At 46.8% G+C, this 26,652-nt stretch carries 23 protein-coding genes; 15 read left to right on the plus strand and 8 right to left on the minus strand.

Annotation, left to right across the window (positions count from 1 at the left end; genetic code table 11):
• Nucleotides 1–5: 5 nt before the first annotated feature.
• The 7 genes from B7982_RS11150 to nifH form a co-directional block, all read right to left on the minus strand.
• Nucleotides 6–770 (minus strand): ABC transporter permease, encoded by a 765-nt coding sequence (locus B7982_RS11150; RefSeq protein ID WP_085491302.1) that lies wholly within the window; start codon nucleotides 768–770, stop codon nucleotides 6–8.
• Nucleotides 767–1,582 (minus strand): ABC transporter ATP-binding protein, encoded by an 816-nt coding sequence (locus tag B7982_RS11155; RefSeq protein ID WP_088660817.1) that lies wholly within the window; start codon nucleotides 1,580–1,582, stop codon nucleotides 767–769. The genes B7982_RS11150 and B7982_RS11155 overlap by 4 nt, the downstream gene beginning before the upstream one ends.
• A gap of 9 nt (nucleotides 1,583–1,591) precedes the next feature.
• The gene (locus B7982_RS11160) at nucleotides 1,592–2,620 is read right to left on the minus strand and encodes an ABC transporter substrate-binding protein (protein WP_088631110.1); all 1,029 of its coding nucleotides are present in this window, start codon (nucleotides 2,618–2,620) and stop codon (nucleotides 1,592–1,594) included.
• Nucleotides 2,621–2,637: 17 nt separating this feature from the next.
• A complete protein-coding gene (locus B7982_RS11165; protein ID WP_088660818.1) occupies nucleotides 2,638–3,849 on the minus strand; it encodes a hypothetical protein in 1,212 nt (403 codons plus the stop codon).
• 444 nt (nucleotides 3,850–4,293) lie between these two features.
• Nucleotides 4,294–5,646, minus strand: a complete 1,353-nt coding sequence (locus B7982_RS11170; protein WP_085491306.1) for a nitrogenase component 1 — start codon at nucleotides 5,644–5,646, stop codon at nucleotides 4,294–4,296.
• 17 nt (nucleotides 5,647–5,663) lie between these two features.
• Nucleotides 5,664–7,268: a nitrogenase component 1 gene (locus tag B7982_RS11175; protein WP_073423780.1), complete on the minus strand. Its 1,605-nt coding sequence runs from the start codon at nucleotides 7,266–7,268 to the stop codon at nucleotides 5,664–5,666.
• A 26-nt stretch (nucleotides 7,269–7,294) separates the two neighbouring features.
• Nucleotides 7,295–8,140 carry a nitrogenase iron protein gene (gene nifH, locus B7982_RS11180; protein ID WP_014545823.1) on the minus strand — a complete coding sequence of 282 codons (846 nt, stop codon included), beginning with the start codon at nucleotides 8,138–8,140 and terminating at the stop codon, nucleotides 7,295–7,297.
• Between the two features lie 403 nt (nucleotides 8,141–8,543).
• Here nifH and B7982_RS11185 point away from each other — a divergent pair, with 403 nt between their 5' ends.
• From B7982_RS11185 to B7982_RS11255, 15 genes are all read left to right on the plus strand, one after another.
• A complete protein-coding gene (locus B7982_RS11185; RefSeq protein ID WP_088660819.1) occupies nucleotides 8,544–8,954 on the plus strand; it encodes a NifB/NifX family molybdenum-iron cluster-binding protein in 411 nt (136 codons plus the stop codon).
• A gap of 1 nt (nucleotide 8,955) precedes the next feature.
• Nucleotides 8,956–9,456 carry a GNAT family N-acetyltransferase gene (locus B7982_RS11190; RefSeq protein ID WP_088660820.1) on the plus strand — a complete coding sequence of 167 codons (501 nt, stop codon included), beginning with the start codon at nucleotides 8,956–8,958 and terminating at the stop codon, nucleotides 9,454–9,456.
• 15 nt (nucleotides 9,457–9,471) lie between these two features.
• Complete coding sequence (locus B7982_RS11195; RefSeq protein WP_088660821.1) at nucleotides 9,472–10,458, plus strand: PLP-dependent cysteine synthase family protein; 987 nt, start codon at nucleotides 9,472–9,474, stop codon at nucleotides 10,456–10,458.
• Nucleotides 10,459–10,703: 245 nt separating this feature from the next.
• The gene (locus B7982_RS11200; RefSeq protein WP_088660822.1) at nucleotides 10,704–11,456 is read left to right on the plus strand and encodes a hypothetical protein; all 753 of its coding nucleotides are present in this window, start codon (nucleotides 10,704–10,706) and stop codon (nucleotides 11,454–11,456) included.
• A 16-nt stretch (nucleotides 11,457–11,472) separates the two neighbouring features.
• Nucleotides 11,473–12,570, plus strand: coding sequence for an ABC transporter substrate-binding protein (locus B7982_RS11205; RefSeq protein ID WP_088660823.1), 1,098 nt, complete (start codon nucleotides 11,473–11,475; stop codon nucleotides 12,568–12,570).
• 168 nt (nucleotides 12,571–12,738) lie between these two features.
• Nucleotides 12,739–13,827 (plus strand): ABC transporter substrate-binding protein, encoded by a 1,089-nt coding sequence (locus B7982_RS11210; RefSeq protein ID WP_014545829.1) that lies wholly within the window; start codon nucleotides 12,739–12,741, stop codon nucleotides 13,825–13,827.
• Nucleotides 13,828–13,842: 15 nt separating this feature from the next.
• Nucleotides 13,843–14,829: a PLP-dependent cysteine synthase family protein gene (locus B7982_RS11215; protein ID WP_088660824.1), complete on the plus strand. Its 987-nt coding sequence runs from the start codon at nucleotides 13,843–13,845 to the stop codon at nucleotides 14,827–14,829.
• A gap of 69 nt (nucleotides 14,830–14,898) precedes the next feature.
• Nucleotides 14,899–15,861, plus strand: a complete 963-nt coding sequence (locus B7982_RS11220; RefSeq protein ID WP_088660825.1) for an ABC transporter permease — start codon at nucleotides 14,899–14,901, stop codon at nucleotides 15,859–15,861.
• Nucleotides 15,855–16,658, plus strand: a complete 804-nt coding sequence (locus B7982_RS11225) for an ABC transporter ATP-binding protein (protein ID WP_088630191.1) — start codon at nucleotides 15,855–15,857, stop codon at nucleotides 16,656–16,658. The genes B7982_RS11220 and B7982_RS11225 overlap by 7 nt, the downstream gene beginning before the upstream one ends.
• Nucleotides 16,659–16,780: 122 nt before the next feature.
• On the plus strand, nucleotides 16,781–17,992 hold the full coding sequence (locus tag B7982_RS11230; RefSeq protein ID WP_088660826.1) for a MalY/PatB family protein: 1,212 nt from the start codon (nucleotides 16,781–16,783) through the stop codon (nucleotides 17,990–17,992).
• 143 nt (nucleotides 17,993–18,135) lie between these two features.
• Nucleotides 18,136–19,080, plus strand: coding sequence for a LysR family transcriptional regulator (locus B7982_RS11235; protein WP_088660827.1), 945 nt, complete (start codon nucleotides 18,136–18,138; stop codon nucleotides 19,078–19,080).
• Nucleotides 19,081–19,307: 227 nt separating this feature from the next.
• A complete protein-coding gene (locus B7982_RS11240) occupies nucleotides 19,308–19,736 on the plus strand; it encodes a DUF4418 family protein (protein WP_073423787.1) in 429 nt (142 codons plus the stop codon).
• Nucleotides 19,717–20,907: an ABC transporter permease gene (locus tag B7982_RS11245; protein WP_088660828.1), complete on the plus strand. Its 1,191-nt coding sequence runs from the start codon at nucleotides 19,717–19,719 to the stop codon at nucleotides 20,905–20,907. The genes B7982_RS11240 and B7982_RS11245 overlap by 20 nt, the downstream gene beginning before the upstream one ends.
• Nucleotides 20,907–21,590, plus strand: coding sequence for an ABC transporter ATP-binding protein (locus tag B7982_RS11250; RefSeq protein ID WP_088660829.1), 684 nt, complete (start codon nucleotides 20,907–20,909; stop codon nucleotides 21,588–21,590). Before B7982_RS11245 ends, B7982_RS11250 begins: the two co-directional genes overlap by 1 nt.
• Nucleotides 21,591–21,660: 70 nt before the next feature.
• Complete coding sequence (locus tag B7982_RS11255; RefSeq protein WP_088660830.1) at nucleotides 21,661–23,064, plus strand: sodium:solute symporter; 1,404 nt, start codon at nucleotides 21,661–21,663, stop codon at nucleotides 23,062–23,064.
• 122 nt (nucleotides 23,065–23,186) lie between these two features.
• Here B7982_RS11255 and B7982_RS11260 read toward each other — a convergent pair whose 3' ends face one another.
• Nucleotides 23,187–26,603: an InlB B-repeat-containing protein gene (locus B7982_RS11260; protein WP_088660831.1), complete on the minus strand. Its 3,417-nt coding sequence runs from the start codon at nucleotides 26,601–26,603 to the stop codon at nucleotides 23,187–23,189.
• Between the last annotated feature and the right edge of the window lie 49 nt (nucleotides 26,604–26,652).

Here is a 26,652-nt window from a genome sequence, read left to right on the forward strand (position 1 = left end):
TCGACTTAATTCGCCTTCGTCCAGAATAGCACCTTGCGTTTTACAAATTCAAAAAATTCCATAATCGCAAGGACAACAATGCCAGTCCACAAAATTCCCGCAACCATGTTGGGGTAATCGGAATAGTCAGCGTAGAATTGCACAAAGTGTCCAAGGCCTGTATTTTCGCCGAAGAGTTCAGCAACGGTGAGCATGATGAACGAAAGCCCCATACCTACGGAAAGCCCGGAAAATATGGACGGAAGGCTTGCAACAAATGCAATTCGCCACAAGTATTCAAAGCGACCGATGCCGATAATGGCGGCATTTCGCCTGTACTTTTCAGGAATGTCCGCAGCACCCGCGGCGGTATTCAAGTAGATAGGCCAAAAGGCCGCAATGAAAATAATGAAAGTAGAGGACAAGTAAAATGTCGGCAAAATCGCAATGGCGTAAGGGATGTAAACGTTAGGCGGAATGGGGGCCGCGAATCGTGAAATGGGCTTTAGCATAGTACCCACCCAAGGGACAGACCCCGAAACAATTCCGAGAGAGATTCCGACGACGGCAGCCGCGAAATAAGCAGGGACAAGTTTCAAAAGCGATGACCACGCACTGCGCAAAAGCTCCTCGCGAGAATTGAAAAGCGCCGTCAAAATCGCTTTAGGTGATGGGAACAAGTATTGACTGCTCCATTCCGGGCCGCTACTGATGAACGTCCAGATTCCAATCAAGAACAGAAGGAATAAAAATCCTGAAAATTTAGATAGATATTTCACAAAAATTCTCATATACTTGCGCCCTCCTGTACGGTATGCCCGAGTTTTTCAAGGATGTCCTTGTGGTAAGCTTCTTCAATTTCAACGATTGTCTTTTGGACTTTTTCGTTGCGGAACCATTCGCTACGGCTCTTTTTCACTGGAAAATCCAAAGGAATATCTGCGATGATACGGCCTGGCGTCGATCCCAAAACGATAATTCGACTTCCGAGATAAACGGCCTCGCGAATGTCGTGCGTTACAAACAAAGTCGTAATTGCACGGTCTTTAGAGCCTCGGCAAAGCTCCAAAACCAAATCTTGAAGGCTCGCACGATTTACAGGATCAAGCGCACCAAAAGGCTCGTCCAAAAGAAGGGCATCTGCGCCGACGCTCAACGCTCTTGCAATGGCCCCGCGCTGACGCATACCGCCCGAAAGTTCAAAGGGATATTTATGAAGGCTCCCCGAAAGCCCTACTAAATTCAGGTATTCTTCTGCCAAATGTTTTGCAAAACTCCCCTTGACCTTTTTCGTCTTTTTAATGGCAAGAGAAACGTTCTGTAGAAGCGTAAGCCAAGGAAAAAGAGTGTAGTCCTGAAAGACCACGCTCCTTTCAGAAGAAGGCTTTTCGATTTCCTTTCCGTTCCAATAGACATGGCCTTCGCTTGGCTTTGTAAGGCCGGCGAGAAGATTAAGCAAAGTGGTCTTGCCACTTCCGCTTTCGCCTAATAGACATACAAACTCGCCTGGTTTGATTTTCAAGTTGATGTCTTTCAGGATGGGTTTGCCATCATAGGAAAAAACGAGATTAGTCGCTTCGAAACCACTTTGTATTTGAGTCATTTTAGTTCCTTAATTTCTAGATAGGAAAATCTTTTCGGCCTGCGCGTAGAATTCAGATTTGGGCTTTTGCTTGCGAAGTTCTGCGAGGGCGTCACGATAGTAGTTCGTGAGGACATATTGAGAGACCTTCTTGTCGGACTTGATGAACTCCGCATCCTTCAAGAAATCCCAGAAGAATTCAACGCCTTTCACGTTCGGGTCGGTATCCTGAGTCACGTAACCGCTGTAGAACGCTTTATTGACGAGAGCCGTATCAAGCTTAATCCACTTGGCGATAATTTCAACGCTCTTCTTGTGATCGTTTGCGACAAGTTCTTCGGCTTCAATCAGCGACTTGACCAAGCGCTTGTAAATGTCGTCACGGCCTTCAAGTTTGCGTAGCGATGCAATGAGGCGGCAGCAAATATGTCCCGGATTGATGTCCTTGCTGCGGAGCACTACGGAGAGGCCGGCTTCTTCGGCACGGAGGTCGTGCGGTCCCCATGTAACGCCGGCATACACACTGCCGTTCTTTACCGCTTCGATAACTGCAGGCGGATTCTTGAGTTCTACAATAGTAACATCTTTACGCCAGTCAATACCTTCTTTTTTGAGGCCGCCGCGAACAATGGCATCCGCTGTTCCCAAACGGATTGTAGCGATTTTCTTTCCCTTGAGATCGCTCAGTTTTTTGACGGAGCCTGCATTTTCCTTGCGGGTAATCACAGCCTGGTCGCCACCCATGAGGCCGCCAATAACGCGAATATCAGCACCCTGCGAAACATGGATAAGCGGAGCAAGAGAGCCAAATGCACCAGCATCGAGCTTTCCGGCACGAACGGCAGCAATGCCATCGCCAGAATTCGAGAATTCCACCAATTCTACGTCAAGGCCGTTCTTCTTGAAAATGCCCGCATCTTTTGCGATGAAGAATTTGCCCTGGCCCGTAGAAGAGAGATAGCCGATGGAAAGTTTGTCTGCGGCGATTGTGGAAGTCACGCAGGCGAGAACGAACAGGAATGCCGATGCAATTCGAGTGTGTAATTTATTCTGAGTCATTGTAGAATTCTCCATTGTTAGAAGGCGTAAGTTGCAGAAAGGTGATAACGATTCAGGTCCGCTTCTTTTACCGTATTGGCAATCAAGTAATCCGTTTGAACGTGAAGGTATTCGAATCCCAACGAGAATGCGTCTGTCAAATTGTAGGTCGTGTTGGCAAAGAACGATAAGTTTTGTTCACGGCCACCGGCTTTTCTAATATCTTCACGTTTTAGCTTGTCAAGTCCGGCACCCACATTAAAGGCCAACTTTTGGATAAATTTGGCTTGCAAGGCAATCCATCCACCGTAAGCACCAATGCTTCTTACGCTTTCGGGGTCTTCAGTATTCGAAACCAGTCCGCGTCCAATACCGGCTGCGTATGTATCGAGATTAGCACCGACAAAATACTCACCAAGGAAGGTAAAGTTGCTTGTGATGGGGAGGGTCAAATCAACGTTAAAAGACCATGAGGGAATATCCTTAGTATCACCAGTGGCATCCAAGTCAACTTCTTCTTGGCCATAATGACCAGAAATACCTAAACCGAACTTTTTGTTTTCAACCCAAAGCGGAATGGCAATACCGATGCGTCCCTGAATGGTAGGAACGTCTGCATCGACACCGGTCTCTGAAGCAGAAGAAGTGTTGTACGGCTGCGTTTCGCCGATAGTGCGAACAAGAGCAACGGCAAAGTCTAAAGAGCCATTACCAACAGGAACTTTTTCGGTCAGTCGGAGTTGTGCTCTGCGAAGGCCCGGATCACCAGAGTTGTTAAGAACGCCAGCATTGAGCGTTGGAGTCACGAGGGGAGAAATCAAATCCCATGTCTGACCGCCCAAAATGGAGAAACCGGACTTGCCAAAAGAAATTTCGCCGTAACCATGACGGAGGCGTGGGACAGGCGCATTACCGGAACCGCCGCCGTAGAAATCAACTTCGATTTTACCGTTCGCCTTGAAGAACGAAGTATCGCTACCGCTCGAAAGATTCAAACCGATTCGAGTGAGGTTCGGCGTGAAATGCCAGCCACCATCGTTTTTGTTGGCAATATCCGATTGAGCAGCAAAGTTTGCAAAGTTGCCATTATTGCTCTTGGAATCTTCGTAGGCGGCGTTCAAAGACGCAAAACCATAGAGTGTAGCACTTACGCCAGATTTCGTGGTAACAGCAATAGGTTCAGCAGCAATTGCAGTAATTGAAGACAAAAGAACAATTTGAGCTATAGATTTTTTAATATTGAAATTCATGGAGGAACTCCTATTTTTTTTGTTTGAGTTTAGTAACCACGCAGAGCAATATTCTGCGCACTTTTAAAATTGCCGATTAGCCTTTAAAAAGGCTTTGGCTTAGTTATTGGAGAATTTACAGCTACAACACATATAGGTATCCTCGTGTTGATTTGTGGAAGTTTCGGAACACAATGTTCTCGATTACGCTGCATAAATTAGAAAACAAAAAATGGTTTGTAAAATACTTTATTTTTATCACAAGATATAAGAAAATTATTTACATATAAAGTACAATTATACAAAACAAACTCAAATAGCAGTAGTCTATACATGTACAATAGATTCCCGCCGGAGTTTATCATACGAGCATTATAAAAAAGGAAATGCCCGATCAAGTCGGGCATGACGTTCTCTTCTGTCACCCCGGCCACAGTGCCGGGGTCAACTTTTTACGGCATTTTTTTATTTTCCGCCAACGGATGCGCTATAAATTTTTTCAAGCAAATTAAGCGCACCCTTATAACCGACGAAACTACGATTGATAATCAAAGTTTCGCTGGACGGAGGCGTAATTTCAAAGAACAAAGCGCCCTTATCATTGGCAAGATTGATTTCCCAAGAAGAAGCAAGAATCAACGGCTTTCCAGAAGAGAAATCAACTTCCTTGATAGCTTTTTCAATCAAGTAGCCATCTTCTTCGAATTCCACTTCAACATCGACACCTTCGCTGATGTTATGGAAAGCATCTTCGATGGTCTTGCGGAATTTCTGCGGAGGATCGTCCGTGATAATCGCCTTGCGCGGAATAAGGCCGATTTGGTCGGCAAGGAACTTGGTGTAGGCAAGCGTGTAAGCGGAATCAGCAGTAATTGCAAATTCACTCGGCATACCGTACCAGTATTCAGCAAAGAATTCAGAGAAGTGTTCCAAATAGTAGTAATAAATACCATTTTCTTGTTCAATGAACTTTTCGCTCTGTTCCTTATCGATTCCGGCAAAATCAACAACTTTGCGGATAAATGCAGCAGTTGCTTCGGCACCGATTGGAATTTCAGGAATGTGAAGGAACGGCTGACCATATTTTTTCTCAAGGTGTTCAGCATTTCTCACGCCGACCCACGGAGAGACCACCAGGTTAAACTGAGCTTCCGGAATGCGCAACCAATCCTTGACACCGTTATTTTCAGGTCCAAAGAGCACATTCACTTCAAAACCAGCGCCACGGAGAATACGGGCAAGTTCCTGGTAATCACCGCGCCAGTTCTGGTTGTAATACGGAACTTCGAACCAAAGATTGATAAGACCCTTCTTGCGTTCGCCCTTGTAATCGCCCACAAACTGATCGACAATGGCGTTTACCACTTCTTCGTGACCGAAAAGGTTATTGCCCTTAAAGCCTGCGGTATCCACAGCCACAATCGGGTAGCCCAAATCGCGATATTCATTCACCAAGCTGGGGACGTCATCACCAATGAGGCCGCCCACGCAACCCGTGAGAACAACATAGAGATCGCCATCGAAAACTTTGAGCGTTGACTTAATCAACTGATCCAAAGTCTTGATGCCGCCGAACACGATGTCGTTTTCGGTAGAGTTTGCACTCGGCATGTTACCAGCACCAGCGAAAATGCTGCCCTGGAAGCCGTTTTCAAAAGTGAGGAATGCGGTTTGCTTAAGCTGGCAACCCGGAGAGCAGTTGGCTATAGGAACTGCACCCTTGATGCCGACAACCGTATTGGACGCACCGACTGCACAAGAATAGCGGGGGTCCGAAATAGAATTGCTTTTTTTCTTTGTTTTAAGTGCTTCTGACATTTTCGAAATCTCCCTTATTATGCGTTTTCTGAATTAGATTCTTTGCCTTTGCTGAACTTGAGATTTCTCGGTTCAGGAAGGTCGTTAAGTGCTTCTGGGTGATGCGTCAAATAGAACGGATCGTCCTGAGCAAGCCACCAATCAGAATACGGGAGTTTCACATTACGCTTGAGAACTTGGTTAAACTTTGTACGTGAAAGAACGCCCTTGAGCATTTCACCAATGCGGAGGATACCTTCGTAGCCCACCGGAATATGTTCGTCGCCCATGGTGAGGGTCGGGAATCCGAGGTGGCCCGCAACAGAGGCAAGACCCGGATGCCGAATGAGCAAGAAGTCCGTCTTGGCACGCTTCAAAAGTTGCGGAAGCTGGAAGGCGCGGGTCTTACTTACGGTATAATGCGGAATGTCACCGTAAGTTTCCACAAGTTCCTTCAAGGTGTCTTGATGCTTTCCTGCACCATCGTAAATGGGGTCATGATGGAACACGAGAGCTGCATCGTGGCCAATTCCAAGTTCCGAAAGAACACTGATAAGGCCGTGAGCATAAGCAGAACCCGTCATCACGATGCCGTTCTTGCCCTTGAAAAATTCGCGAAGTTCAGCGAGCTTCGGAGCAATACGCTTGTGTTCACTTTCGATATATTCTTCAGCTTCTTTTTCTTTACCGACAACTTTTGCAATAGCGCGGAGCCATTCGTCAGTGCCCTTGATACCGTACGGCTGCGGAGCATCAATTTGCGGAACGCCGAAGGATTCTTCAAGTGCGGTAGCCATGTAACCACCCAAAGTATCGCAGAAGGTAGCGGTCGCGACAGCTTCAGAAGCCTGGCGGATTTCATCGAAAGATGCAGTATCCAAGAGGTAGTTGACGCGGAGCCCAAGCGGAGCAAGCATTTCAGAGAAATAGTCCGTTCCCCAAAGAGCAACAATATTGAGCAAATCATTTTGCTTTTTGGTCGGATGGCGATTCACAATTTGACGGAGAACGCCATGGAATGCAATGTCGAAGCCCGTGGACCAATGCTTGGAACGGAAGCCTTCGCAGTGCAGCGGAATTATAGGCACGCCAACTTCAGGTTCCATTTCTTCGGCGATGGAATCAATATCTTCACCGATAATAGCGGTAGCGCAAGCCATGCCAATGAAAATAGCCTTGGGATTGAAACGTTCCTTTGCATCACGAATCGTTTGACGAAGCTTTTCAGAAGCACCGAACACCATGTCCTGTTCTTTCAGGTTGGTGCTGATGTTCAAAGTATTCTGCAAAGGCTTGCCACGACGCTTAAGGCCCACATGCATAGAAAGGTTGAATTTGGAGTTTTCGCCGCTGCAGCCGATCGGAGAATGGTCAATCAAAGCGCAGTCCGTGAGGTTGCCCACCTGGCACTGGACAATAGCGTTGGAGCACATGGTTTCTTGGTTGAGCGGAGAGTGCAATTCGCAAAGCTTACAGCCGGCCCCCTTGCTTGCGCAGCCACCGTGCTTTTTCGCGCTGCGTTCGTCGTAGGCAGATTCCTTGATCAAGTCGCTGGCTTTGCCGTCCCAACCGATAATGGTACCCAGTCGATATTCGCGGTTTTCGACCGAGGTCATATTTAAATTAATGTTAGTTGATGCCATAGATTTTTACCTCCTGCCGGTTCTCGCTAAATGGAGTAGTCCTTTTCCATCATGCCGTAGTCGATGAGAATTTGTTCCAAGCGGTCCTGCGTCATCGGCGTCGGGATGGTAAAGAGCTCGTTTTCGTCGATGTTCTTTGCAAGTTCGCGGTAGACGTTGGCCTGGTTGCAGTTCGGTTCGAAATCAATCACAGTCTTCTTGCGGATTTCGGCCTGCTGCACGATGTTGTTGCGCGGCACGTACTGTATGAGCTGCGTGTTGAGTTCCTTGGTGAATGCGCGGAGCAAGTCAAGTTCGTTATCGACGTTACGGCTGTTGCAGATGATACCGCCGAGGCGAACTTCGCCACGTTCGGCATACTTTGCGATACCCTTACAAATGTTATTCGCAGCGTAGAGGGCCATCATTTCGCCAGAAGCCACGATGTAGATTTCCTTGGCCTTGCCTTCACGAATCGGCATGGCGAAGCCACCGCACACAACGTCACCGAGCACATCGTAGAACACGTAATCGAGATCTTCGGTGTAAGCACCAAGCTGTTCGAGCATGCTGATGGAAGTGATGATACCGCGGCCAGCGCAACCCACGCCCGGTTCCGGGCCACCGGATTCCACGCAGCGCACGCCCTTGAAGCCGACCTTTTCGAGGTCAGAGAGCTGGATTTCGGTCTTGTTGTCGCGAATGGTATCGAGCACGGTTTTCTGGTGGAGGCCACCGAGCAAGAGTCGAGTAGAGTCCGCCTTGGGGTCGCAACCGACAACAAGAACGTGTTTACCTTGTTCTACAAGGCCTGCGGTCAAATTCTGAGTCGTAGTAGATTTACCGATGCCGCCCTTACCGTAGATTGCAATCTGACGTAAACGTTTTGCCATAATGAAATGTCTCCTTAGGTTTAATTACCTACAGAAACGCTAGGTTTGCGGAATTTTAGAATTTGCGACTACCCTTTTCAATACTTTTTTAGCCCATTCCGTTCAAAAAATTTCGATTTACAACATTGTTATAGTTTCATCTTATCACACAATTCATTTAATTTCTATCACAATCAAGAAAATCGAACTTTATTTATTGTTCAAACAGGGTTTTATATTGCATTTACCTATTACGCTTTTTAAATTATGCGGGACTTCGGAACAGAAGCAAAAATTTAAAAGAATACAGAACGCTAGGTAACCATTCTTTTATATAAACTAAACCGGAACGCCGGGAGTTTAGCCACGTAGAAAATTCATCTTCGTGGTTCATTTTACATCTGCGTTAAGGAGGCTTTTTTACATGGCTAAATACAAAGTAGCAGTTGCCACGAATGACGGAGTAAATGTCAATGTTCACTTTGGACACGCAGCCGCATTTGACATCTATGAGGTTGACGAAGCAAGCGGAAAATATGAGAAAATCGAAGTCCGTTTAAAGCCGGAACATTGCGATGGTTCTTGCGGAGACGGCACTTGTGGCCAGCGCGAAGTTCAGCATTCATCGATGTATGCAGCAGCCAAGAATCTAGCCGATTTAGATTACGTGCTTTGCGAACAACTTGGTCCGCAAGCTATACAATCATTGGCCCGCTTCAATGTACGCGCATTCGATATCGCGCTCCCCATCAGCGAAGCCATTGCAAAAATCAACATTTACAGAAACAAAATCGCAGAACGCGCATTACGATTCAAATCAAATCACAACGACTAAAATGAGTCTAAGCAAATTTACGATAAGAAAAGCGACGCTATCCGATTGCAACGCGATTGCCGCAGTGGAAGCAACATGCTTTCCGCCAGCAGAAGCTGCAAAACATGAAGATTTCCAAAAGCGTCTGGAACGCTATGCGGACTATTTTTTACTGATGTTCGATGGCGACAAGCTGATTTCATTCGTAGACGGATTTGTAACGGATATTCCCGATTTGAACGACAAAATGTACGAAGACGCCGGTATGCACAATCCAAACGGAGCATGGCAAATGATATTCGGAGTCAACACAATCCCCGAATACCGCCATCAAGGTTGCGCAGAAAAGCTATTGAGATTATTCGTCCAAAACGCAAAAGCAGAAAGCAGACGTGGCGTTGTTCTCACTTGCAAAGAAAAGCTCGTACATTATTACGCCAAAATTGGTTTTATCGATGAAGGTATTTCGGCAGATTCGACTCACGGAAACGTTGTCTGGAATCAAATGCGACTGACGTTTTAACAAAGAGAGGTAAACATGTCAAATATCCACCATTCTATTACAGAACTTATTGGGCATACACCGCTTCTTGAACTACACCATTTCGAAAAGAACCACAACGCCCATGGCCATATCTTGGCAAAGCTCGAATATTTCAATGCTACAGGTTCTGTCAAGGATCGCGCCGCCCTCAGCATGATTGAAGCTGCCGAACGCGAAGGGAAACTGAAACCGGGTGGAGAAATCGTTGACCTCACGAGTGGAAACACAGGCATTGCTCTTGCCGCCATCGCAGCCGCAAAAGGGTACAAAGTCACTATTTTCTTTGAATCCGGCGGTTCCAAGGAACGCATTCAAGTTATCAAGACTTATGGCGCGCAGCTTTTCGATTACAAAGATATTCCCGAATTGAAAAAAGCTCTTGAAGACGGCACGATTTGCGACAACATCGTTATCGAGGCCATCACAAAGTACACCAAAGAGCACAACGCATTTTTCATCAACCAATGCGAAAACGAATACAATCCCCTAGCCCATTACAACACGACAGGCCCTGAAATCTGGGAAGATACCGATGGCAAAGTAGATTTCGTTGTTTCGATGGCAGGCACAGGCGGAACACTGAACGGGCTTTCAAAATATTTCCGCGAAAAGAATCCGAATGTTAAAATCATCGGTGTGCAAGCGACTCCGGACTCCCGCTATTTCACGCCAGAAGCCGAAAAGAATGGCGTTATCGACGGCGTCGCACCATTTGCAAATGTCGCAGAACCTCCTACGTTCTTGACGGATTCCTCAATTTACGATGAATACATCGAAGTTTCTACATTGCAGGCAAAAGCTGTAGCGCACGAACTTGCCGAACACGAAGGGCTTTTCCTGGGCACATCAAGTGCAGCAGGCGTTTACGCAGCCTCAATTGTCGCAGCGCGTCCTGAAAATAAAGACAAGAACATCATCGTTATTACAGCCGATAACGGGTTCAAATATCTTTCCACAAAAGTTTATGCTTTGAATAAGTAAGACTCATCGCATAAAACTCCTAATGCTCCTTCTCGCTAATGCGGGGAAGGAGTTTTTTATAAGTTCCGATAACATAAATCAATACGTATAATTGCGAGCGATAGCACCCAATACTTAAACAAAATTAGAATAAAATAATTTTAAATTATTTTGTTTTTTTCAATTGACAAAACTCTTTGACTGCGCAAAAGCGCTTTTTACTTTTAATCCGACATTAAAAAACAAAACAAACAAGGAGTTTATCAATGAATATCAATGCAAAAAAAATTATTTCCGTTATTGCCCTTGCCACTGTCAGTTCATTTGCTGAATGGGATTATTACACTGTTCTCGACGAACATCAGGGTCAAGCACGAATCAAGGCAAACTATTGGTACAACGGAGATTTCCATTCCACATCTTTTGACTTGAATGCCCGCTATACAGTCGTCAAAGGATTAGAATTGAGCCTCACCGGTCTCGGCTACCAGCTTTTTGCCGATCCGAATGACAAAACAAAAGAAGGTGACGGATTCAAGGACTTTAGCGTGGGTGCAAAATACGCATTCAATCCCAACTTCTCCGCTTTCTTAGACGCCAACATTCCCGCCGGAAAAAAAGAAATTTCCAGCCAGGAATTTAGCCTCAAGGGCGGTGTTCAATGGTTCTTGCCCATCTCCGAACAGTTCGGTATCGGTAATGAATTTGGCTTAACCGTTCCTTTCAAGCATAATGGAGTCCAACGCGGTCTCGTTGCTGATTATGGTTTTGAATTCTATTACGCATTCAGCTCCGGTGTTACTCCGTTTACAGGCTTTGTATTTACGAGCCAGTTGACAGATTCAAAGAACGAAGACAAATCCGAATCCGGAACAGGAGCTTCCAACATTTCTTTCTGGGCCGGAATTTCTTACAACGTTAACAAGAACGTCAATCTGACGCTTTACACCGATGTTGAATACGCTGCTCATGGCGCTTATCAATCCGGCTACATTTTCCAAACAACATTCAGCTTCTAAAAAGGAGGCCGCAATAATGAATTTTAAACACCTCATTAAAACAACACTTATAAGCGCTCTGCTTTTCGGAGCAAGCGCTTTCGCCGAAATTAAAACAGTTCGAATCGCACATTACACAGGAGTGTTGTGCAGTGCTCCGGTTCATACCGCATGGCTCAAAGGATTTTTCGACGAAGAATTCAAAAAGATTGGGCAAAAATACGAAATGGTACCGATTGCCGAAGGTTCCGGTTCCGTCAACGACTTGATTGTCGCTGGGAAAGCGGACGCAGGTAATGAACTTCTCGCCACTGAACTTCAGCCTATCCAAAACGGACTCCCGATTATCTTTGTAACAGGCGTACACACAGGCTGCACCAAGTTCTACGTCACAAAGCAATCGACCATCAAAAAACTCAAGGACCTGAAAGGGCGCAAAAGCAAAATTGGCGTCATTGGATTGTCAGACAGTTCGATTATGACATTCAAGCGAAAACTCCGTGACCTTGGCGTTGTCGCCGATGGCCCCGAAGCGGATATCGAATTCGTTGTCTATGGCGCAAGCGACTTGCCATTGGCACTCCAAAAGGGAGCCGTGGACATTATCGCCCTTCACGATCCGACCGCTACAACAGCCGAAGAAGAATACGGTTTCCGTAAGCTTCTGGACACCGCCACCGATCCGAAATTTGCCGTAGAATACTGCTGCATCGCATTCGTGAGCCTCAAACTTTGGAAAGAAAATCCAGAAGGTGCAGCCGCATTCACACGTGCAGTCGCTCGCGGTTCCGCATTCATCAACGCTAACCCGCGTGAAGCAGCAAGACTCCAGCTTGCAAAGGACATCGTCCCCGGAAGCGAAGATTTCAACACCAAACTGCTTGAAAGCTACACCCACATTCCATCCCGCAAAGCAACGATTCGCACATTCAGAACCGTCGCCACGGAACTCCAAAAAACGGGCGTACTCAAGAAAAAGTTGAACATCGAAAAGTTCATCACAAGCCACTTTGCCAATTTTGCGTCTAAGGGGATTCACGTTCCTGACGGTTACAAGTACGATAAGGATACAGGCACATTTACAGAAACGACCGAAGAACCGAAAACCTTAGCGAAAAATATCGTTGAGAACTAAAAAGTAGGAGCGCAACTAGGTTTATATAACCATAGCCTATAGCGCCCAATATACGAACAAAATTAGAACAAAGTATTTTTGAATTATTTTGTTTTTCCACCTTTAAAACATCTTTGATTTAGAAAAAGTGATTTATACCTTTTCACAATCAAAAATAGGGAATTAAAAATGAATTTACGAAGCATCATTAAGACTACGCTCATAAGCGCCCTCCTCCTCGGAACAAGCGCTTTTGCCGATTTCAAACCAGTCCGAATCGCACACTATACTGGTGTGTTGTGTAGTGCCCCGGTTCATGTCGCTTGGCTCAAAGGTTACTTTGACGAGGAATTCAAAAAGATTGGTCAGAAATTCGAAATGGTTCCTGTTGATGCCGGAAAGAATTCTGTGAACGAGCTCATCGTCGCAGGCAAAGTCGATGCAGGGAACGACTTGCTCGCCACCGAACTTCAGCCCATTCAAAACGGGCTCCCTATCGTCTTTGTCACCGGTGTTCATACGGGTTGCACCAAGTATTACGTCACCAAGAAATCAACGATTCAAAAGTTGGAAGACCTGAAGGGACGTAAAACCAAGGTAGGCGTTATCGGTTTATCCGATAGTTCCGTGATGTCGTTCAGACGCAAGCTTCGCGATCTAGGTATCGTCGCAGACGGCCCGGAAGCGGATGTCGAATTCATCGTCTATGGCGCAAGCGACTTGCCGATTGCCCTTGAAAAAGGTGCCGTTGACATCATCGCCCTTCATGATCCAACCGCAGCAACCGCCGAAAAAGAATATGGCTTGCGCAAGTTGCTCGACACCGCAATCGATCCGAAATTTGCCGTAGAATACTGCTGCGTCGCATTCGTGACACTCAAGCTCTGGAAGGAAAATCCGGAAGGTGCAGCCGCTTACACGCGCGCTGTCGCTCGCGGATCCGCATTCGTGAACAGCAATCCGCGCGAAGCCGCAAGACTCCAGCTCTCGAAGGATGTCGTTTCTGGCAGTGAAGAATTCAACGCCCAGTTGCTCGAAAGCTACGGTCACATTCCGTCTCGCAAGGCCGCGCTCCGCACGTTCAATATCGTTGCTGCAGAGCTTCAAAAGACGGGAGTCTTGAAGAAAAAATTGAACATCGAAAAGTTCGTCAAGAGTCACTTTGCAGACTTCGAATCAAAGGGTATCAAAATTCCGGATGGCTACTCCTATGATAAGGCCACCGATAAATTCACAGAAAATTTCGAAGAACCGAAATCTCTTGTGAAAAACATTTAAAAAAGAGAGGTAACAATGTCCAATATTCACCATTCCATTACCGAGCTCGTCGGCCACACTCCGCTGCTGGAGCTCCACAATTTTGAAAAGAATCACAACGCCAAGGGCCATATCCTGGCAAAACTCGAATACTTCAACCCGTCCGGCTCCGTGAAAGACCGCGCTGCCCTCAGAATGATTGAAGAAGCCGAACGCGAAGGCAAGCTCAAGCCGGGTGGAGAAATCGTTGAAATCACAAGCGGTAACACGGGCATCGGCCTTGCCGCTATCGCCGCCGCTAAGGGCTACAAGCTCACCGTTTTCTTTGAACCGGGTGGTTCTGAAGAACGCGTACAAGTGATCAAGACCTATGGAGCAACGCTCCTCGGTTACGACGCCCTTCCGAACGTAAGCAAACTCCTGAAGGAAGGCTCCTTCTCTGTTGCCGTCTTGCTCTCCGACGTCCGCAAGTATGCCGAAGAACACAATGCATTCTTCATCAACCAGATTGAAAACGAAAACAACCCGCTCGCCCATTACTACACCACCGGCCCGGAAATCGTTGCCGATACGGATGGCAAGGTAGACTTTATCGTTTCCATGGCAGGCACGGGCGGTACGCTCAATGGTCTTTCCAAGTACTTCCGCGAACACAATCCGAACGTGAAAATCGTCGGTGTGCAGGCCACTCCGGATTCCCGCTTCTTCACCCCGGAAGCTGAAGAACATGGCGTGATCGATGGTGTTGCCCCGTTCGCAAACGTTCCGGAACCGCCTCCTCTTCTGAAGGATTCTTCGATCTATGACGAATACATTGAAGTCTCTACGCTCCAGGCTACAGGCGTTGCCCACGAACTCGCCGAAAAGGAAGGCCTCTTCCTCGGAACATCCGGTGCAGCAGGCATCTTTGCCGCCTCCATTGTGGCTGCACGTCCTGAAAACGAAGGAAAGAACATTGTCGTTATTACAGCTGATAACGGATTCAAGTACCTTTCCACTAAGGTGTACGCATTGAAGAAGTAAGACTCATTGTGTACAAGCTCCTTCCCGTGACCTCACAAGGGGAGGAGCTTTTTTATTCAAGGAGTTTAAATGAAAAACAAACTATTAAATACATTAAGAAGATTTTTACCCTTTTTAGGTGTTATTGTCGCACTTGCCATCCACTTGCTTATTGAAGACAGCGACGAACACCCAGAAGCTGAAGAAGCTTACTACACCTGGATTTTGTATTTCTTTTTGGTCACTACATTCATCCTCGGCATCGTCTCCACCTTTGTCAAAAAATTGAAGAAAGGCCTGGAATATTCCGGTGCGTTTTGGGGAGGCGTCGGAATCGTCGTCGCCATCATTGACATTGTCATCGGAAAGCTCGCCCTCTTCCCCGTCTTGTTTTTCCCGAAATACGACAACATTCTCGCCCAGTTTTTCGAAGGCTACGAAATCATCCTCAAGTGCATTTGGCACTCGACAAAACTTTTAGTCACAGGATTCCTCTACGGTGCCGGATTCGGCTTTATCACAGGCGTTCTCCTTGGATTCAACAAAAAGTTCAATTATTGGATCAACCCTTACATCAAGCTGATAGGCCCAATTCCCGCAACAATTTGGATTCCGATTTCGTTGACAATTTTCCCGACAACTTTTGGCGCAAGCGTTTTTATCATTGCACTTTCCGTCTGGTTCTCGGTTGCGCTTATGACGAGCTCTGCAATACAGGCTGTCCCCAAAGCCTATTTTGAAGTTTCACGCACGCTCGGCGCAAGCAGCGCTTTCCAGATTTTCCGAGTCGGCATCCCGGCCGCCATGCCCTCCATTTTCCTTGGCGTATTCTACGGCATCATCAGTGCATTCTTGGCGCTCATGACCGCAGAAATGTTCGGCGTCAAATACGGTATCGGCTGGTACATCTCCTGGCAAAAGGCCATGCTCGTCTATAGCGGTGTTTACGCAGGAATCATCGTCATTGCAGTTTACTGCATGCTCATACTCACCCTGCTCTTTAAATTGCGCGATAAAATCTTGAATTGGCAAAAGGGAACTTTGAAATGGTAGCAGAAAATATCGAAAACGTGAAAGGCGCAATCCACATTGATAATCTTGTAAAGACATTTATCAGTAACGAAGGCGATACCGTCGCCGCCTTGAATGGAGTCAACCTCGACATTCCCGCCGGCAGTTTTGTGAGCCTTATCGGTCCATCCGGCTGCGGAAAGACAACGCTCTTGAGGCAAATCGCAGGACTTGCCGAACCCACTTCGGGCGGCGTATTTGTCGATGGCAAAAAAATTACGAAGCCCGGTGCCGATCGCGGTTTTGCATTCCAGCAAGCAACACTTTTCCCATGGCTCAACATCCGCGACAACATTTCGCTTGGGCTCAGGGCCCGCCACGTGTACAAGGAACACAAGCAAGACGTTGACGAATTCATCGAAACGGTCGGGCTCAAGGGATTCGAAAAATCATACCCGCACGAACTTTCCGGCGGCATGAATCAGCGAGCAAGCCTTGCAAGAGCGCTTGTCGGCCACCCGGATATTCTCCTTTTGGACGAGCCCCTTGGTGCACTGGACGCTTTCACGCGCATGGCAATGCAAGACGAAATCCACCGCCTTTGGGAAAAGTACAAGACCACGATGGTGATGGTCACACACGATGTTGACGAAGCGCTTTACCTCAGCAACTACGTTGTCGTGATGAAGGCCCGCCCCTCAAAAATCGAGCAGGTCATCAAAATCGAACTCCCGTTCCCGCGCGCACGAACACAGGACACGTTCATCCAATACCGCAAAAAGATTCTCGAACTGCTAAACTTTGCAGGAAAGATTCAGGAACCGGAATACTACTTGTAGCTATAGTAAAAATCTATAAAAGGTGCTAGAAATATAATATTGGACAAAAATATCAATTCCTTCTATATTATGTGCCGGCGTGAAAAGCCTACAACTGCAAAATTTTGCAAGGGAGACTCGCCATGTCAGAAATTAAAGAACGAAATTTAGACTTTGATACCGTTATTGAGCGTCGCCATACCAACTCTATCAAATACGATTTTGCTATTGAACGCCGTGTTGTAAAGCCAAGTGAAGATCCATACAGTCTTCTCCCGCTTTGGGTTGCCGACATGGATTTCAAGACATCTTCGTTTATTCAAGATGAGTTGACCCGCGTTGCCGAATATGGAATCTTCGGGTACAGCGAACCCAAAGAAGACTACTACGAAGTTGTCAAAAATTTCTACCGCCGCCGACACCACTATGATATAGAAGACCGCAAATCGATTATCAAGATTCCCGGTGTGATGTTCGCGCTTGGCATGGCAATAAAAGCATTCACAAACGTTGGCGATGGAGTACTTATCCAGCAGCCAGTCTACATGCACTTCGCCGATGCCATCGTCAATAACGACCGTAAAGTCGTGAGCAACGATCTCGTTTACGGAGAAGACGGTCGCTATCACATTGACTTTGAAGATTTCGAAAAGAAAATCGTCGAAAACAATATCAAGCTCTTTTTGCTTTGCAGCCCGCACAATCCCGTTTGCCGCGTCTGGACTCGCGAAGAACTTACACGCCTCGGAGAGATTTGCCTCAAGCATAATGTAATCGTCGTGAGCGATGAAATCCACAGCGATTTCGTCTTTGAAGGTACGCACACCGTATTCGCCTCCATAAGCGAAGAACTGGCCAACAAATCCATCATCGTCACGGCGCCAACAAAAACATTCAACTTGGCAGGCATCCAAATCGCACACGCCTTCATAAAAAATCCATCAATCCGTCGCGCGTTCCGCAAGCAAATCTTTGCCACCGGTTATAGCCAAGTCAGCATCCAGGGAATCGTCTCGACGCAAGCCGCCTACAGCAAAGGTGAAGTCTGGCTCGATGCCCTCCTCAAGTACATCAAAGGCAACATTGAATTTACAGACAAATTTATTAAAGAAAATCTGAAAGGCGTCAAGCTTACGCCAATGGAAGCGACTTACCTCGCATGGATAGACTTCAACGGGACAGGACTTTCGCCAGACGAAATCCAAGATCGCGTCCGCAACAAGGCGCGACTGTGGCTCAACAACGGGATCTTTTTCGGGAACAACGGAGAAGGATTCCAGCGGCTTAACCTTGCTTGTCCACGAAGTATCCTGGTCGAGGCACTCGATAGACTAAAAGTTGCGTTCAATACATAGGCTACGCACATCGAGAAGCTCCCAGGAAGCCTAGAATCCACCTGGGGGTTTCTTCTTTTTTTAATATTCCTACAATACATATAGGATTCTTCTATTAAATTTCTTATATTTACCACATAACTATAAAGGGATATAAACAGAACATGACACTACAACAATTACGTTACGCCATCGGGATTGCAAAAGCAGGCTCCTTCAACAAGGCCGCCGAATCCTTGTTCATATCCCAACCGTCTCTCACGACAGCCATCCGCGAGCTCGAAGATGAAATCGGCATCACCGTTTTCAACCGCACAAGCCGAGGCATCACGCTCACGCCCGAAGGCGAAGAATTCATCGCCCGCGCGAACGAGCTCTACAACCATTACGAGTCCGTTCTCGAACGCTACAGCAAGGAAGAACAGAAGAAGAAGCGTTTCGCCGTTTCGACACAGCACTATTCCTTCGCCGTCAAGTCCTTCGTGAACATGGCCAAAAAGTTCAACATCGATGATTACGAATTCGCCATCCGCGAAACAAAGACCAAAGAAGTCATCGATGACGTGACGAGCCTCCGCAGTGAAATCGGCATCATCTACTTGAGCGATTTCAACCGCAAGTACATCACGTATTTGCTCAAGGAACACGATCTCGTTTTCCAAAAGCTGATTGATTGCAAGGCTTACGCCTACATGTGGAAAAACAATCCACTCGCCAACAAGCCTTACGTGAACCTTGAAGACCTTTCGGATTACCCGTGCCTTTCTTTTGAACAGGGCGAAAGCGGTAACTATTACTTCGCCGAAGAAATCTTGAGTACAAACGAGTACCACAAAACCATTAAGGCAAACGACCGCGCTACAATGCTCAACTTGATGGTGGGCCTCAACGGTTACACACTTTGCTCCGGCATCATTAGCGAAGAAATCAACGGTTCCGATTACGTTGCCGTGCCGTTCAAGGATGCGAAAGGCGAAGACGACCGCTCTATGGAAATCGGCTACATCACCAAGAAGAATTTTATGCTCAGCACCATCTGCCGCATCTACATCCGCGAGATGGAAGAATATCTCAAGGCATACACCGCCGAGCACAAACCAAACGCCTAATCATTACATACAAAGCGATTGCACTACGCCCATCATCGATGGGCGTTTTTCATTACGTCATCCCGGCCAACCACTTTGTCATACCCGCCACCGAGCGGGCATCACCACACACGTCTTGTTATAGCAAGAACCTATAAAACACGCTAGAAATAAAGTATTGGACAAACTCATATTTGCCTTCTATATTTGGCTTCGAACAAAAACAAAAAGTCATCTAGGAGGTCATTATGAAACAAGGTATTTTATTCGGCGCAACAGCAATTGCATTTGGCGTTCTCGTTTCGCTACTTTCATTTGTTCTGCTCCCATTTTGCTCGGGTCATGGAGACATGATCATGCGCTGCCAAAAGACCTCTAGTGTTGACGGAATTATCGGCATTGTCATCGCGATTTTTGGCATTGCCTATATCGCGATCCCGAAAGCACAAAAAGCATTATCGGCAGCAGTGATTGCAGGCGGTGTTTTCACAGCCCTTGTACCCGCCGTGATTGTAGGCGTTTGCGCAGCACCCCACATGCATTGTCATTCCATTTCTTCGCCGGTTTTGCAAATCACAGGAATCGTCATTGCGCTCGTTGGAATCGCTAACAGCATTTACTTATTGAATCGCAGTATAACGCGACAGGAGACTTTAAATGAATCAAATCATACTTAGAATTATTTATACAAACTTTTGGCGTCATCCGTTCCGAAGCATTGGACTTGTCATCTTAACCGCAGTCGCTTCGGCAACACTTTTATCAAGCGCTCTTTTTTCTGAAAGCCTAGACGCAGGCCTGGAACAGCTCTCATCGCGCATGGGCGCAGACTTGCTCATCGTTCCATACGGCAGCGAAGCAAAAGACCAGCCAGTTCTCTTGCAAGGAGAATTAAGCCATCGCACGCTCCCCCGAGAAATTCTCGAATTCACCCGAAAAACTCCAGGAATCAAAATTGCCACATCGCAATTTTATTTTTCCACGCTCGGATCTAGCTGCTGCGATAAAAAAGTCAACATCATCGGTTTCGATTCCAAGACCGATTTTACCATCAAGCCGTGGATTCGCAAAACATACAAGAAAGACTTTCCCATTGGTTCTGTAATCGCGGGTAGCGACATTCAAGTCGATGAATCCGGGAAAATCAAGTTCTTCGATCAGGAATTTACTGTCGTAGCACACCTAGAACGCATGGGTAATAAGCTTGACCAAGCCATTTTTGCCGATGTCGGGACCATCGAAATCTTGCAGAAAGCAGCGAAAGAAAAAGGTATCAACTTCATTTCCGAAGGCGAACCTTCCGCGATTCTTGCGAATCTCGAAAAAGGTGCAGACTTCGAAAAAATTTCGCAGACGCTTCACGAGAAATTCGACAATATCCACGTGATTCCACGCAAGGATTTATTCGATAACGTCATCGCCACGGCAGGTTCTTTCAAAATTATCGTATGGGTTATCGCCGTATTTTTCTTGATTGTCTCCATCGCCGCCGTTTCAATAGCCTTCTCAATTTCTGCAAACGAGCGCAAGCGCGAATTTGCAACACTCCGCGTCATCGGTTTCACGCAAAAGAGATTGGAACACATCGTTCTTGGCGAATCATTGCTCGCAACCATCATCGGCACTGTCGTAGGCGCGTTCATCAGCGTATTTGCAACGCTCTCGTTCCGCGTGTTCATTATCGACAGTTTATCCGTACCGTTCTTGCTTCCGAGCGCACTAACCATTTTTGCGATTATCATCGTTGCAATATTCATTCCCACAATCACAGGCACAGGAGCCGCCTATCGAATAGCTAAACAAGTTGGCCGTCTAGATGTTTACTCGGCTTTAAAGGAGGAAACTTAATGATACTCAATGGTAACAACATTACAAAAGAATATACCCGACGCGGTGAAAAGTTCCCAGCCGTCAACAACGCCGATTTCTTCGCCTGGTCAGGCGATTACACGGTCATCTTCGGAGAATCCGGAAGCGGCAAGAGCACGCTTTTGAACACCCTCGCAGGCATCAGTGCACCAACATTTGGCAGCATCGCCATTGACGGGCAACCGCTTTACACCTTGAATGACGAAGATCGTTCCAAGTTACGCAACGAGCGCATCGGCTACATCCCCCAAAACGCCGCCTGTTTGCCCGCATTCACCGTGACCGAGAACATCGAACTTGCCGCAAGCCTTTACAAGCACCGCATTGACAAAGAGCAAATCCAGAGTCTCCTCAAAAAACTCGGCATCGCTCATTTGGCAAACGAATACCCCGCCAACTTATCGGGTGGAGAATTGCGCCGAGTCGCCATCGCACGTGCTCTTGTCAACAATCCCGACTTGATTATCGCCGATGAACCGACAAGCAATCTTGACGAAGACAACAGCCGCAAGGTTTTCAGCCTTTTCGGAAGGCTTGCAAAATCAGGTGTAGCCGTCATTGTCGCCACGCACGACCGATCGGCATTTGGCTACAGCAATCGCACGTACCACATGAAATCGGGCACGCTCATCCCCGACATTGGAGAATACGGCAATCTCTAAAATTTCTAATTTTACAACGTCGTAAACCTGTCATGCCCGATTTAATCGGGCATCGCCTTTTCATGTCGATATGAAACTATTACTCATTTACTTCTTTGTTCTCGGTTTCATCTGCATTCGAGACTTGTTCAAAGTCAAGAATTTTGACGACTACGTTGTTGCTGGTCGCAAGCAAAGCTCCCCGTTTGTATTCATGAGCCTCATGGCGACCGTCCTTGGGGCATCAGCAACGGTGGGCATTGCCGCACGTGCCGAGAGCATCGGTTTCGCCGCCTTCTGGTGGCTCGCCGTTGGAGCTATTGGGTTCTGGTTTCAAGCCGCATTTTTGAGCAAACCCGTTCACGATCTTGACGTGCGCACGCTCCCCGAAATTGCAGAAAAAACAGTCGGCAAAACAGGCCGAAAGCTTGTCGCTTTAATCATTGCAATTTCGTGGATTGGAATTATCGCCGCGCAATTCGCAGCCGTCGCCGGGTTCATCGGGCTTGTGCTCGGTCACGATGCCGGTACGCAATCCGTATTGATTACCGCCGTGATCGTCATTGTCTATACGCTATTGGGCGGGCAACTTTCTGTTGTGCGCACCGACGCTTTGCAATTTGGAATTTTGACACTCGGATTTTTCGCCGCCGCCGTTTATCTTTTCGGCGGATTCTCGGGCGCAGAAAATGCGGCACTCCAAACCGCGGGCACTCTCGCTGCCAGCAGTTCGACAGCGGGCAACGCAGGTCTCGCGACATTCGGCAACTTCAATCTTTTGAACGAAAAATTCGGTGCTAGCGATTTAGCCATTATGCTATTCACTATCGGCGGAGCATACTTCCTCGGTCCCGACGTCATCTCCAGAAACCTCGTCGCTAAAGATGCAACATCGGCACGCAAAGCCGTTGTTGCGGGCAGTTTTGCCATACTCGCCTTTAGCGTGATTATCGTTTTACTCGGCATGTGGGCTGCCACCTACGCTCCCGCTACAGCAGGCTCCGCCACAAATCCGCTGTTCCGCCTCGCCTCCGGCGTGCTCCCGCTCCCGCTTGCAGCACTTCTTTCCGTTGGGCTTTTGTCGGCACTCCTTTCGTCGGCAGATACATGCCTTATCAATTCCGCCGCCATTTTCGGAAGCGACATTCTGAACACGCGCCGCATTTCCGTCGTGCGTATTTCCGTCGTTGTCATCGGCATTATCGCCACTTACCTTGCGCTCCAAGGTAAAGACATCATCGGGCTTTTGACAATGGCCTACTCCGTTTACACGCCGGGTATCGTCGCCCCGCTCGCGGTCGCCATCATCGCGCACAAAAAATTCAAAGTCAAGAAAACGCTCTGGTACGCAGGCGTGATTATCGGCGGGCTCTTCGGACTCATTCCCGCAATTCTCGCCTCCACTGCAAAAATCCAAAGCCCCGCTTACTTGCCGCTTGTCGGGATTGCGATATCGCTTGTGTTCGCGCTAGCGAGCTTGAAAAGAAAGAATTAAAAGAGTCCGCTATACTAATTCCGTGCAAACTATCAATTGCAAAATAACGAAATTTGATAACGGTTGTTTGCAAAATTTGCATTCGAGGGTTCACGGCACACGGCACGTGAACCCTCTTGATTTTAATTCCCTACCCGCACAAGCTGTTTAACACTACCGATTTTGACCAAGTACGTTCCGGATCGAGCGACAGTCAAATTCAAATGCTCCGTTTGGATATATCCTAATTGAAGCACTCGTCCTTGCATGTCAAGGACTGCAAACGGAGTCCCGACAACAGCACATTCAATTTGGATACTTCTTCCCAAGACGTTTATCTTCAAGTTCGGGCGAACGATTTGAACAAGCGAATTCGATTTGCTGGAAGAAGACGGTTTCGTCATGGAGGACGATGAGCCGCCATCTCTACTGCTACTGGACTTTACGACGCTACTGCTGCTGGATTTGGCGACAGAGCTAGACGACACCTTACACTCCTCACTGTCTTTCAATCCAAACTTGGCCCAAAATTTCTTGTCTCCCATAGAACCGTTTGGAACAGAATCATACGGTTCGCCCTCAAATTTTTCATTGTCATACCACCCCAGAAAATCTCGGCAATTTCCTCCCCATACATAATTATCAAGTTTTTCCCCAGATACATAAGTATATTCCAAACGACTATATACAGTAGTATCGTTATAACATGTAATGTTATAGAGTTTATAAGTAAAGAAAGCATCTAGGGTATCTGATTCCGTCACCTTGTCAATGACTTCTACACCATTGGTGAATGTCGTACGCGAATCGTTCAACTCGCACCATTCACTGGTTACAGGTTTCAGCACGACCTTGGATCCATAATCGTGATATCCAACACCTTCAACTTTACTCTTGCACTCTTTTGGAGAATGAATATTAACGCCGATATAGAATCTCTTTATTTCGAAATTAGCGTAGTAATGCAACTCGCCTTTCGCGGTCGAGGGAATAACGCCTATAGAATCTCCCGTAAATTCTGGATTCGTAAACCATCCGTGGAAGTAGTGGCCTTCGTGATACGGTATGGGGAGCTGCGTTTCTACGCCTTCCATGTAAGAATTAGCGTACTTCAGCGAGTCACCTTCGTATGTATGCAAAACCAGTTTCGATATTTTGTTATCAATCTTGAATCCTTCTAATTTAGACTTAAACACGGGATACGGATCCACGCCTACTTCCTGACCCCAAATCGACCCATTGATTTTTCCGTTATCGTAACGATGCAAGGCATAGGCGACAAAGCCATTTGCAAACTTTTCCTCGGCAACGCCTTTCGCAGAATCCGCCAGAGCCAATGTAGTCGGGAAAAATACGTTATCAGTATGCACGTTTTCGGGATTAACATAACCAGCCAGTGCACCAATCCTATTCGGATAGCATTCGTTACGGATAGTCCCCAACTGATAAGAATTGACTATCGACAACACTGTAGCAGTTCCAGCAAAGCCGCCTATCACGACACCTTCAAAAGCGCCGGCCCCAATCGGGCAACTCTGACCCGTTACAATATCCCCAATATGGTAGGAATTCTCTATACGGACACGCTTGGTATTGCTACCGACAAAGCCTCCCATATAACTATAGCCATTAACGTTCCCTTTAGCATAGACCCCGCTTATCAAGATATCGGCTTTATTTGCAGAGCCGACAATGGAGCCCACCGCATTGTGATTCGCCGTGACTTCGCCATCGACAAAACTATTGGCAATGGTCACCTGTTGCTCCCCTAACATGCATCCGACAAGCCCGCCAATAAAGTATTCGCCAATGGTCTCGCCTATTTTGCTAGAATTGCTCAAAGTCACCTTTGTATTTCCGTTAATAAGGCCTACAATACCCCCGACATCATGAGCACCATAATGTGGCATATCCACAACAATGCTGTCCAATACAACCCTAGCACCTTCATTTATTCGACCAACAACAGGTGCGCCACTCCAGCGTGCATAAAAATAGCTGTCCCGAATTTTCAAGTTCTTGACGACCACAGGCTTTTCGTCACTGCCTCCAGAAATGGAACCGAACAAGCCTACTGGTTCCGATTTGACTTCATAAAACTCACCGTTCACCGAATAAAGTCCACTAACGGTGAATCCATTTCCATTAAAGCTTCCGGCAAAATTTTGGATAGGGAGCCACCACAATCCATTATTGTACAGTCCATCGTCATAAACGTCTTCTTCTTTTCTTTCGTACTTGATGTCGGCAACGAGCTTTCCGCAAGCCAGAGAATCCTTTTTCACACCAGGGGCTCCGTTTACAATGGCGGCAAAGCCAAACAGGTCGTCCATCGAAGCAATTTCATAGCAATCTCCCTTAGGCTTGGGAATCTTCCACCATTTTCCATAAATCGTCAAATCGCCGGTAGCTCGATCTGATATCGTTTTGATTGCAGCTCCCGCTCCTTTCGGATTATAGAACCAGCCGCTAAAAACATACCCATCTCTTTGCGATGGCACATACCCAAAAGGTCTTGGCTCGCCTTCGACGTAATACTTGGGGTACGAGGTCGTGTCGCCATTAAAAGACACAACTGTTATTTTAGACACTTTCGTCGTGGAACTGTGGTCTCCCGTAATTTTACCGCTAAAATTCGGAACCGAATCCACCCCTACATTTTGGCCCCAGATGGCACCATCGTCATTCATATAACGTAACTTCAAAGCAATAGACCCATCGGCAAATTGTTCCCCATAATCGCCACCATTGCTTCCGCTAGCCGTATCTAAATAGTAGTAGTTTTCCCATTCAATCGTAGAATAACTGCCCTGATAGTCATAACGAGATACAATCGTGCTCTTCATTCCGTCCCCAATCGAGAACCCATTCACAACGGATACAGTATCACGCGCATAGCCAACCAAAGTAGCGCCGCTACCCACGTTATAGATGTTCTTTAAAGAAACTACCCCTAGAGATTTTCCAACAAAAACGCCCCCACTTTTAGAAATACGTCCCGTATTGTATGAATTAGAAATAGTCAAATGCCCTGATTGACCAAGAACAAAACCACAATTGATTTCATTATAAATATGATCAAGAACAACATCGCCATTAGTCTCACCAACCAGTGCAGAGCTCACCTTAGCAAAGGCATCCGCCCAACGCACATTCTTGACAACTAGCGGATTGTCTTTTGAGTATTTAACAAGCGTATCAAAAAAGTACGAGCCGCCACCGACTCCTAGATTAGAAATCGTGTGTCCGTTTCCGTCAAAAGTTCCCGAAAAGACTTTAAACGGTTCCCATCCATCTTCTCCGGCAACAAGCTTAATATCAGCAGTAAGTACACCGCAGGCCGTGGAGTCTTTTACAAAGTCATACCACCCAAATTCGTTGAGCGTATCTTGTTTTATAAAATTGCCATTGACAATGCCGATAAAGCCATTTAGCTCCTGTGCGGTAGAAATTTGGTAGCAGTCGCCCACTTTTTTCGGGACTTCACGGTATTGATCCGCAAAAGAAATGGTGCACGTCGCAAAGATTAAAGCGAAAAATAAATTACTGAAACTTTTCATGATTCTCTCCAACAAACAAAAACATATAACTTGTAATTGATTACAAAAT

Source organism: Fibrobacter sp. UWB2 (assembly GCF_002210425.1).
Taxonomy (GTDB): Bacteria; Fibrobacterota; Fibrobacteria; order Fibrobacterales; family Fibrobacteraceae; genus Fibrobacter; species Fibrobacter elongatus.

What these genes read in the sequence shown, in the direction of transcription:
- B7982_RS11260 (WP_088660831.1), bottom strand. Translation starts at nt 26,603, where the DNA reads ATGAAAAGTTTCAGTAATTTATTTTTCGCTTTAATCTTTGCGACGTGC.
- B7982_RS11195 (WP_088660821.1), top strand. Translation starts at nt 9,472, where the DNA reads ATGTCAAATATCCACCATTCTATTACAGAACTTATTGGGCATACACCG.
- B7982_RS11170 (WP_085491306.1), bottom strand. Translation starts at nt 5,646, where the DNA reads ATGTCAGAAGCACTTAAAACAAAGAAAAAAAGCAATTCTATTTCGGAC.
- B7982_RS11155 (WP_088660817.1), bottom strand. Translation starts at nt 1,582, where the DNA reads ATGACTCAAATACAAAGTGGTTTCGAAGCGACTAATCTCGTTTTTTCC.
- B7982_RS11255 (WP_088660830.1), top strand. Translation starts at nt 21,661, where the DNA reads ATGAAACTATTACTCATTTACTTCTTTGTTCTCGGTTTCATCTGCATT.
- B7982_RS11215 (WP_088660824.1), top strand. Translation starts at nt 13,843, where the DNA reads ATGTCCAATATTCACCATTCCATTACCGAGCTCGTCGGCCACACTCCG.
- B7982_RS11175 (WP_073423780.1), bottom strand. Translation starts at nt 7,268, where the DNA reads ATGGCATCAACTAACATTAATTTAAATATGACCTCGGTCGAAAACCGC.
- B7982_RS11240 (WP_073423787.1), top strand. Translation starts at nt 19,308, where the DNA reads ATGAAACAAGGTATTTTATTCGGCGCAACAGCAATTGCATTTGGCGTT.
- B7982_RS11160 (WP_088631110.1), bottom strand. Translation starts at nt 2,620, where the DNA reads ATGACTCAGAATAAATTACACACTCGAATTGCATCGGCATTCCTGTTC.
- B7982_RS11165 (WP_088660818.1), bottom strand. Translation starts at nt 3,849, where the DNA reads ATGAATTTCAATATTAAAAAATCTATAGCTCAAATTGTTCTTTTGTCT.
- B7982_RS11230 (WP_088660826.1), top strand. Translation starts at nt 16,781, where the DNA reads ATGTCAGAAATTAAAGAACGAAATTTAGACTTTGATACCGTTATTGAG.
- B7982_RS11200 (WP_088660822.1), top strand. Translation starts at nt 10,704, where the DNA reads ATGAATATCAATGCAAAAAAAATTATTTCCGTTATTGCCCTTGCCACT.
- B7982_RS11250 (WP_088660829.1), top strand. Translation starts at nt 20,907, where the DNA reads ATGATACTCAATGGTAACAACATTACAAAAGAATATACCCGACGCGGT.
- B7982_RS11150 (WP_085491302.1), bottom strand. Translation starts at nt 770, where the DNA reads ATGAGAATTTTTGTGAAATATCTATCTAAATTTTCAGGATTTTTATTC.
- B7982_RS11190 (WP_088660820.1), top strand. Translation starts at nt 8,956, where the DNA reads ATGAGTCTAAGCAAATTTACGATAAGAAAAGCGACGCTATCCGATTGC.
- B7982_RS11205 (WP_088660823.1), top strand. Translation starts at nt 11,473, where the DNA reads ATGAATTTTAAACACCTCATTAAAACAACACTTATAAGCGCTCTGCTT.
- B7982_RS11245 (WP_088660828.1), top strand. Translation starts at nt 19,717, where the DNA reads ATGAATCAAATCATACTTAGAATTATTTATACAAACTTTTGGCGTCAT.
- B7982_RS11220 (WP_088660825.1), top strand. Translation starts at nt 14,899, where the DNA reads ATGAAAAACAAACTATTAAATACATTAAGAAGATTTTTACCCTTTTTA.
- nifH (WP_014545823.1), bottom strand. Translation starts at nt 8,140, where the DNA reads ATGGCAAAACGTTTACGTCAGATTGCAATCTACGGTAAGGGCGGCATC.
- B7982_RS11225 (WP_088630191.1), top strand. Translation starts at nt 15,855, where the DNA reads ATGGTAGCAGAAAATATCGAAAACGTGAAAGGCGCAATCCACATTGAT.
- B7982_RS11185 (WP_088660819.1), top strand. Translation starts at nt 8,544, where the DNA reads ATGGCTAAATACAAAGTAGCAGTTGCCACGAATGACGGAGTAAATGTC.
- B7982_RS11210 (WP_014545829.1), top strand. Translation starts at nt 12,739, where the DNA reads ATGAATTTACGAAGCATCATTAAGACTACGCTCATAAGCGCCCTCCTC.
- B7982_RS11235 (WP_088660827.1), top strand. Translation starts at nt 18,136, where the DNA reads ATGACACTACAACAATTACGTTACGCCATCGGGATTGCAAAAGCAGGC.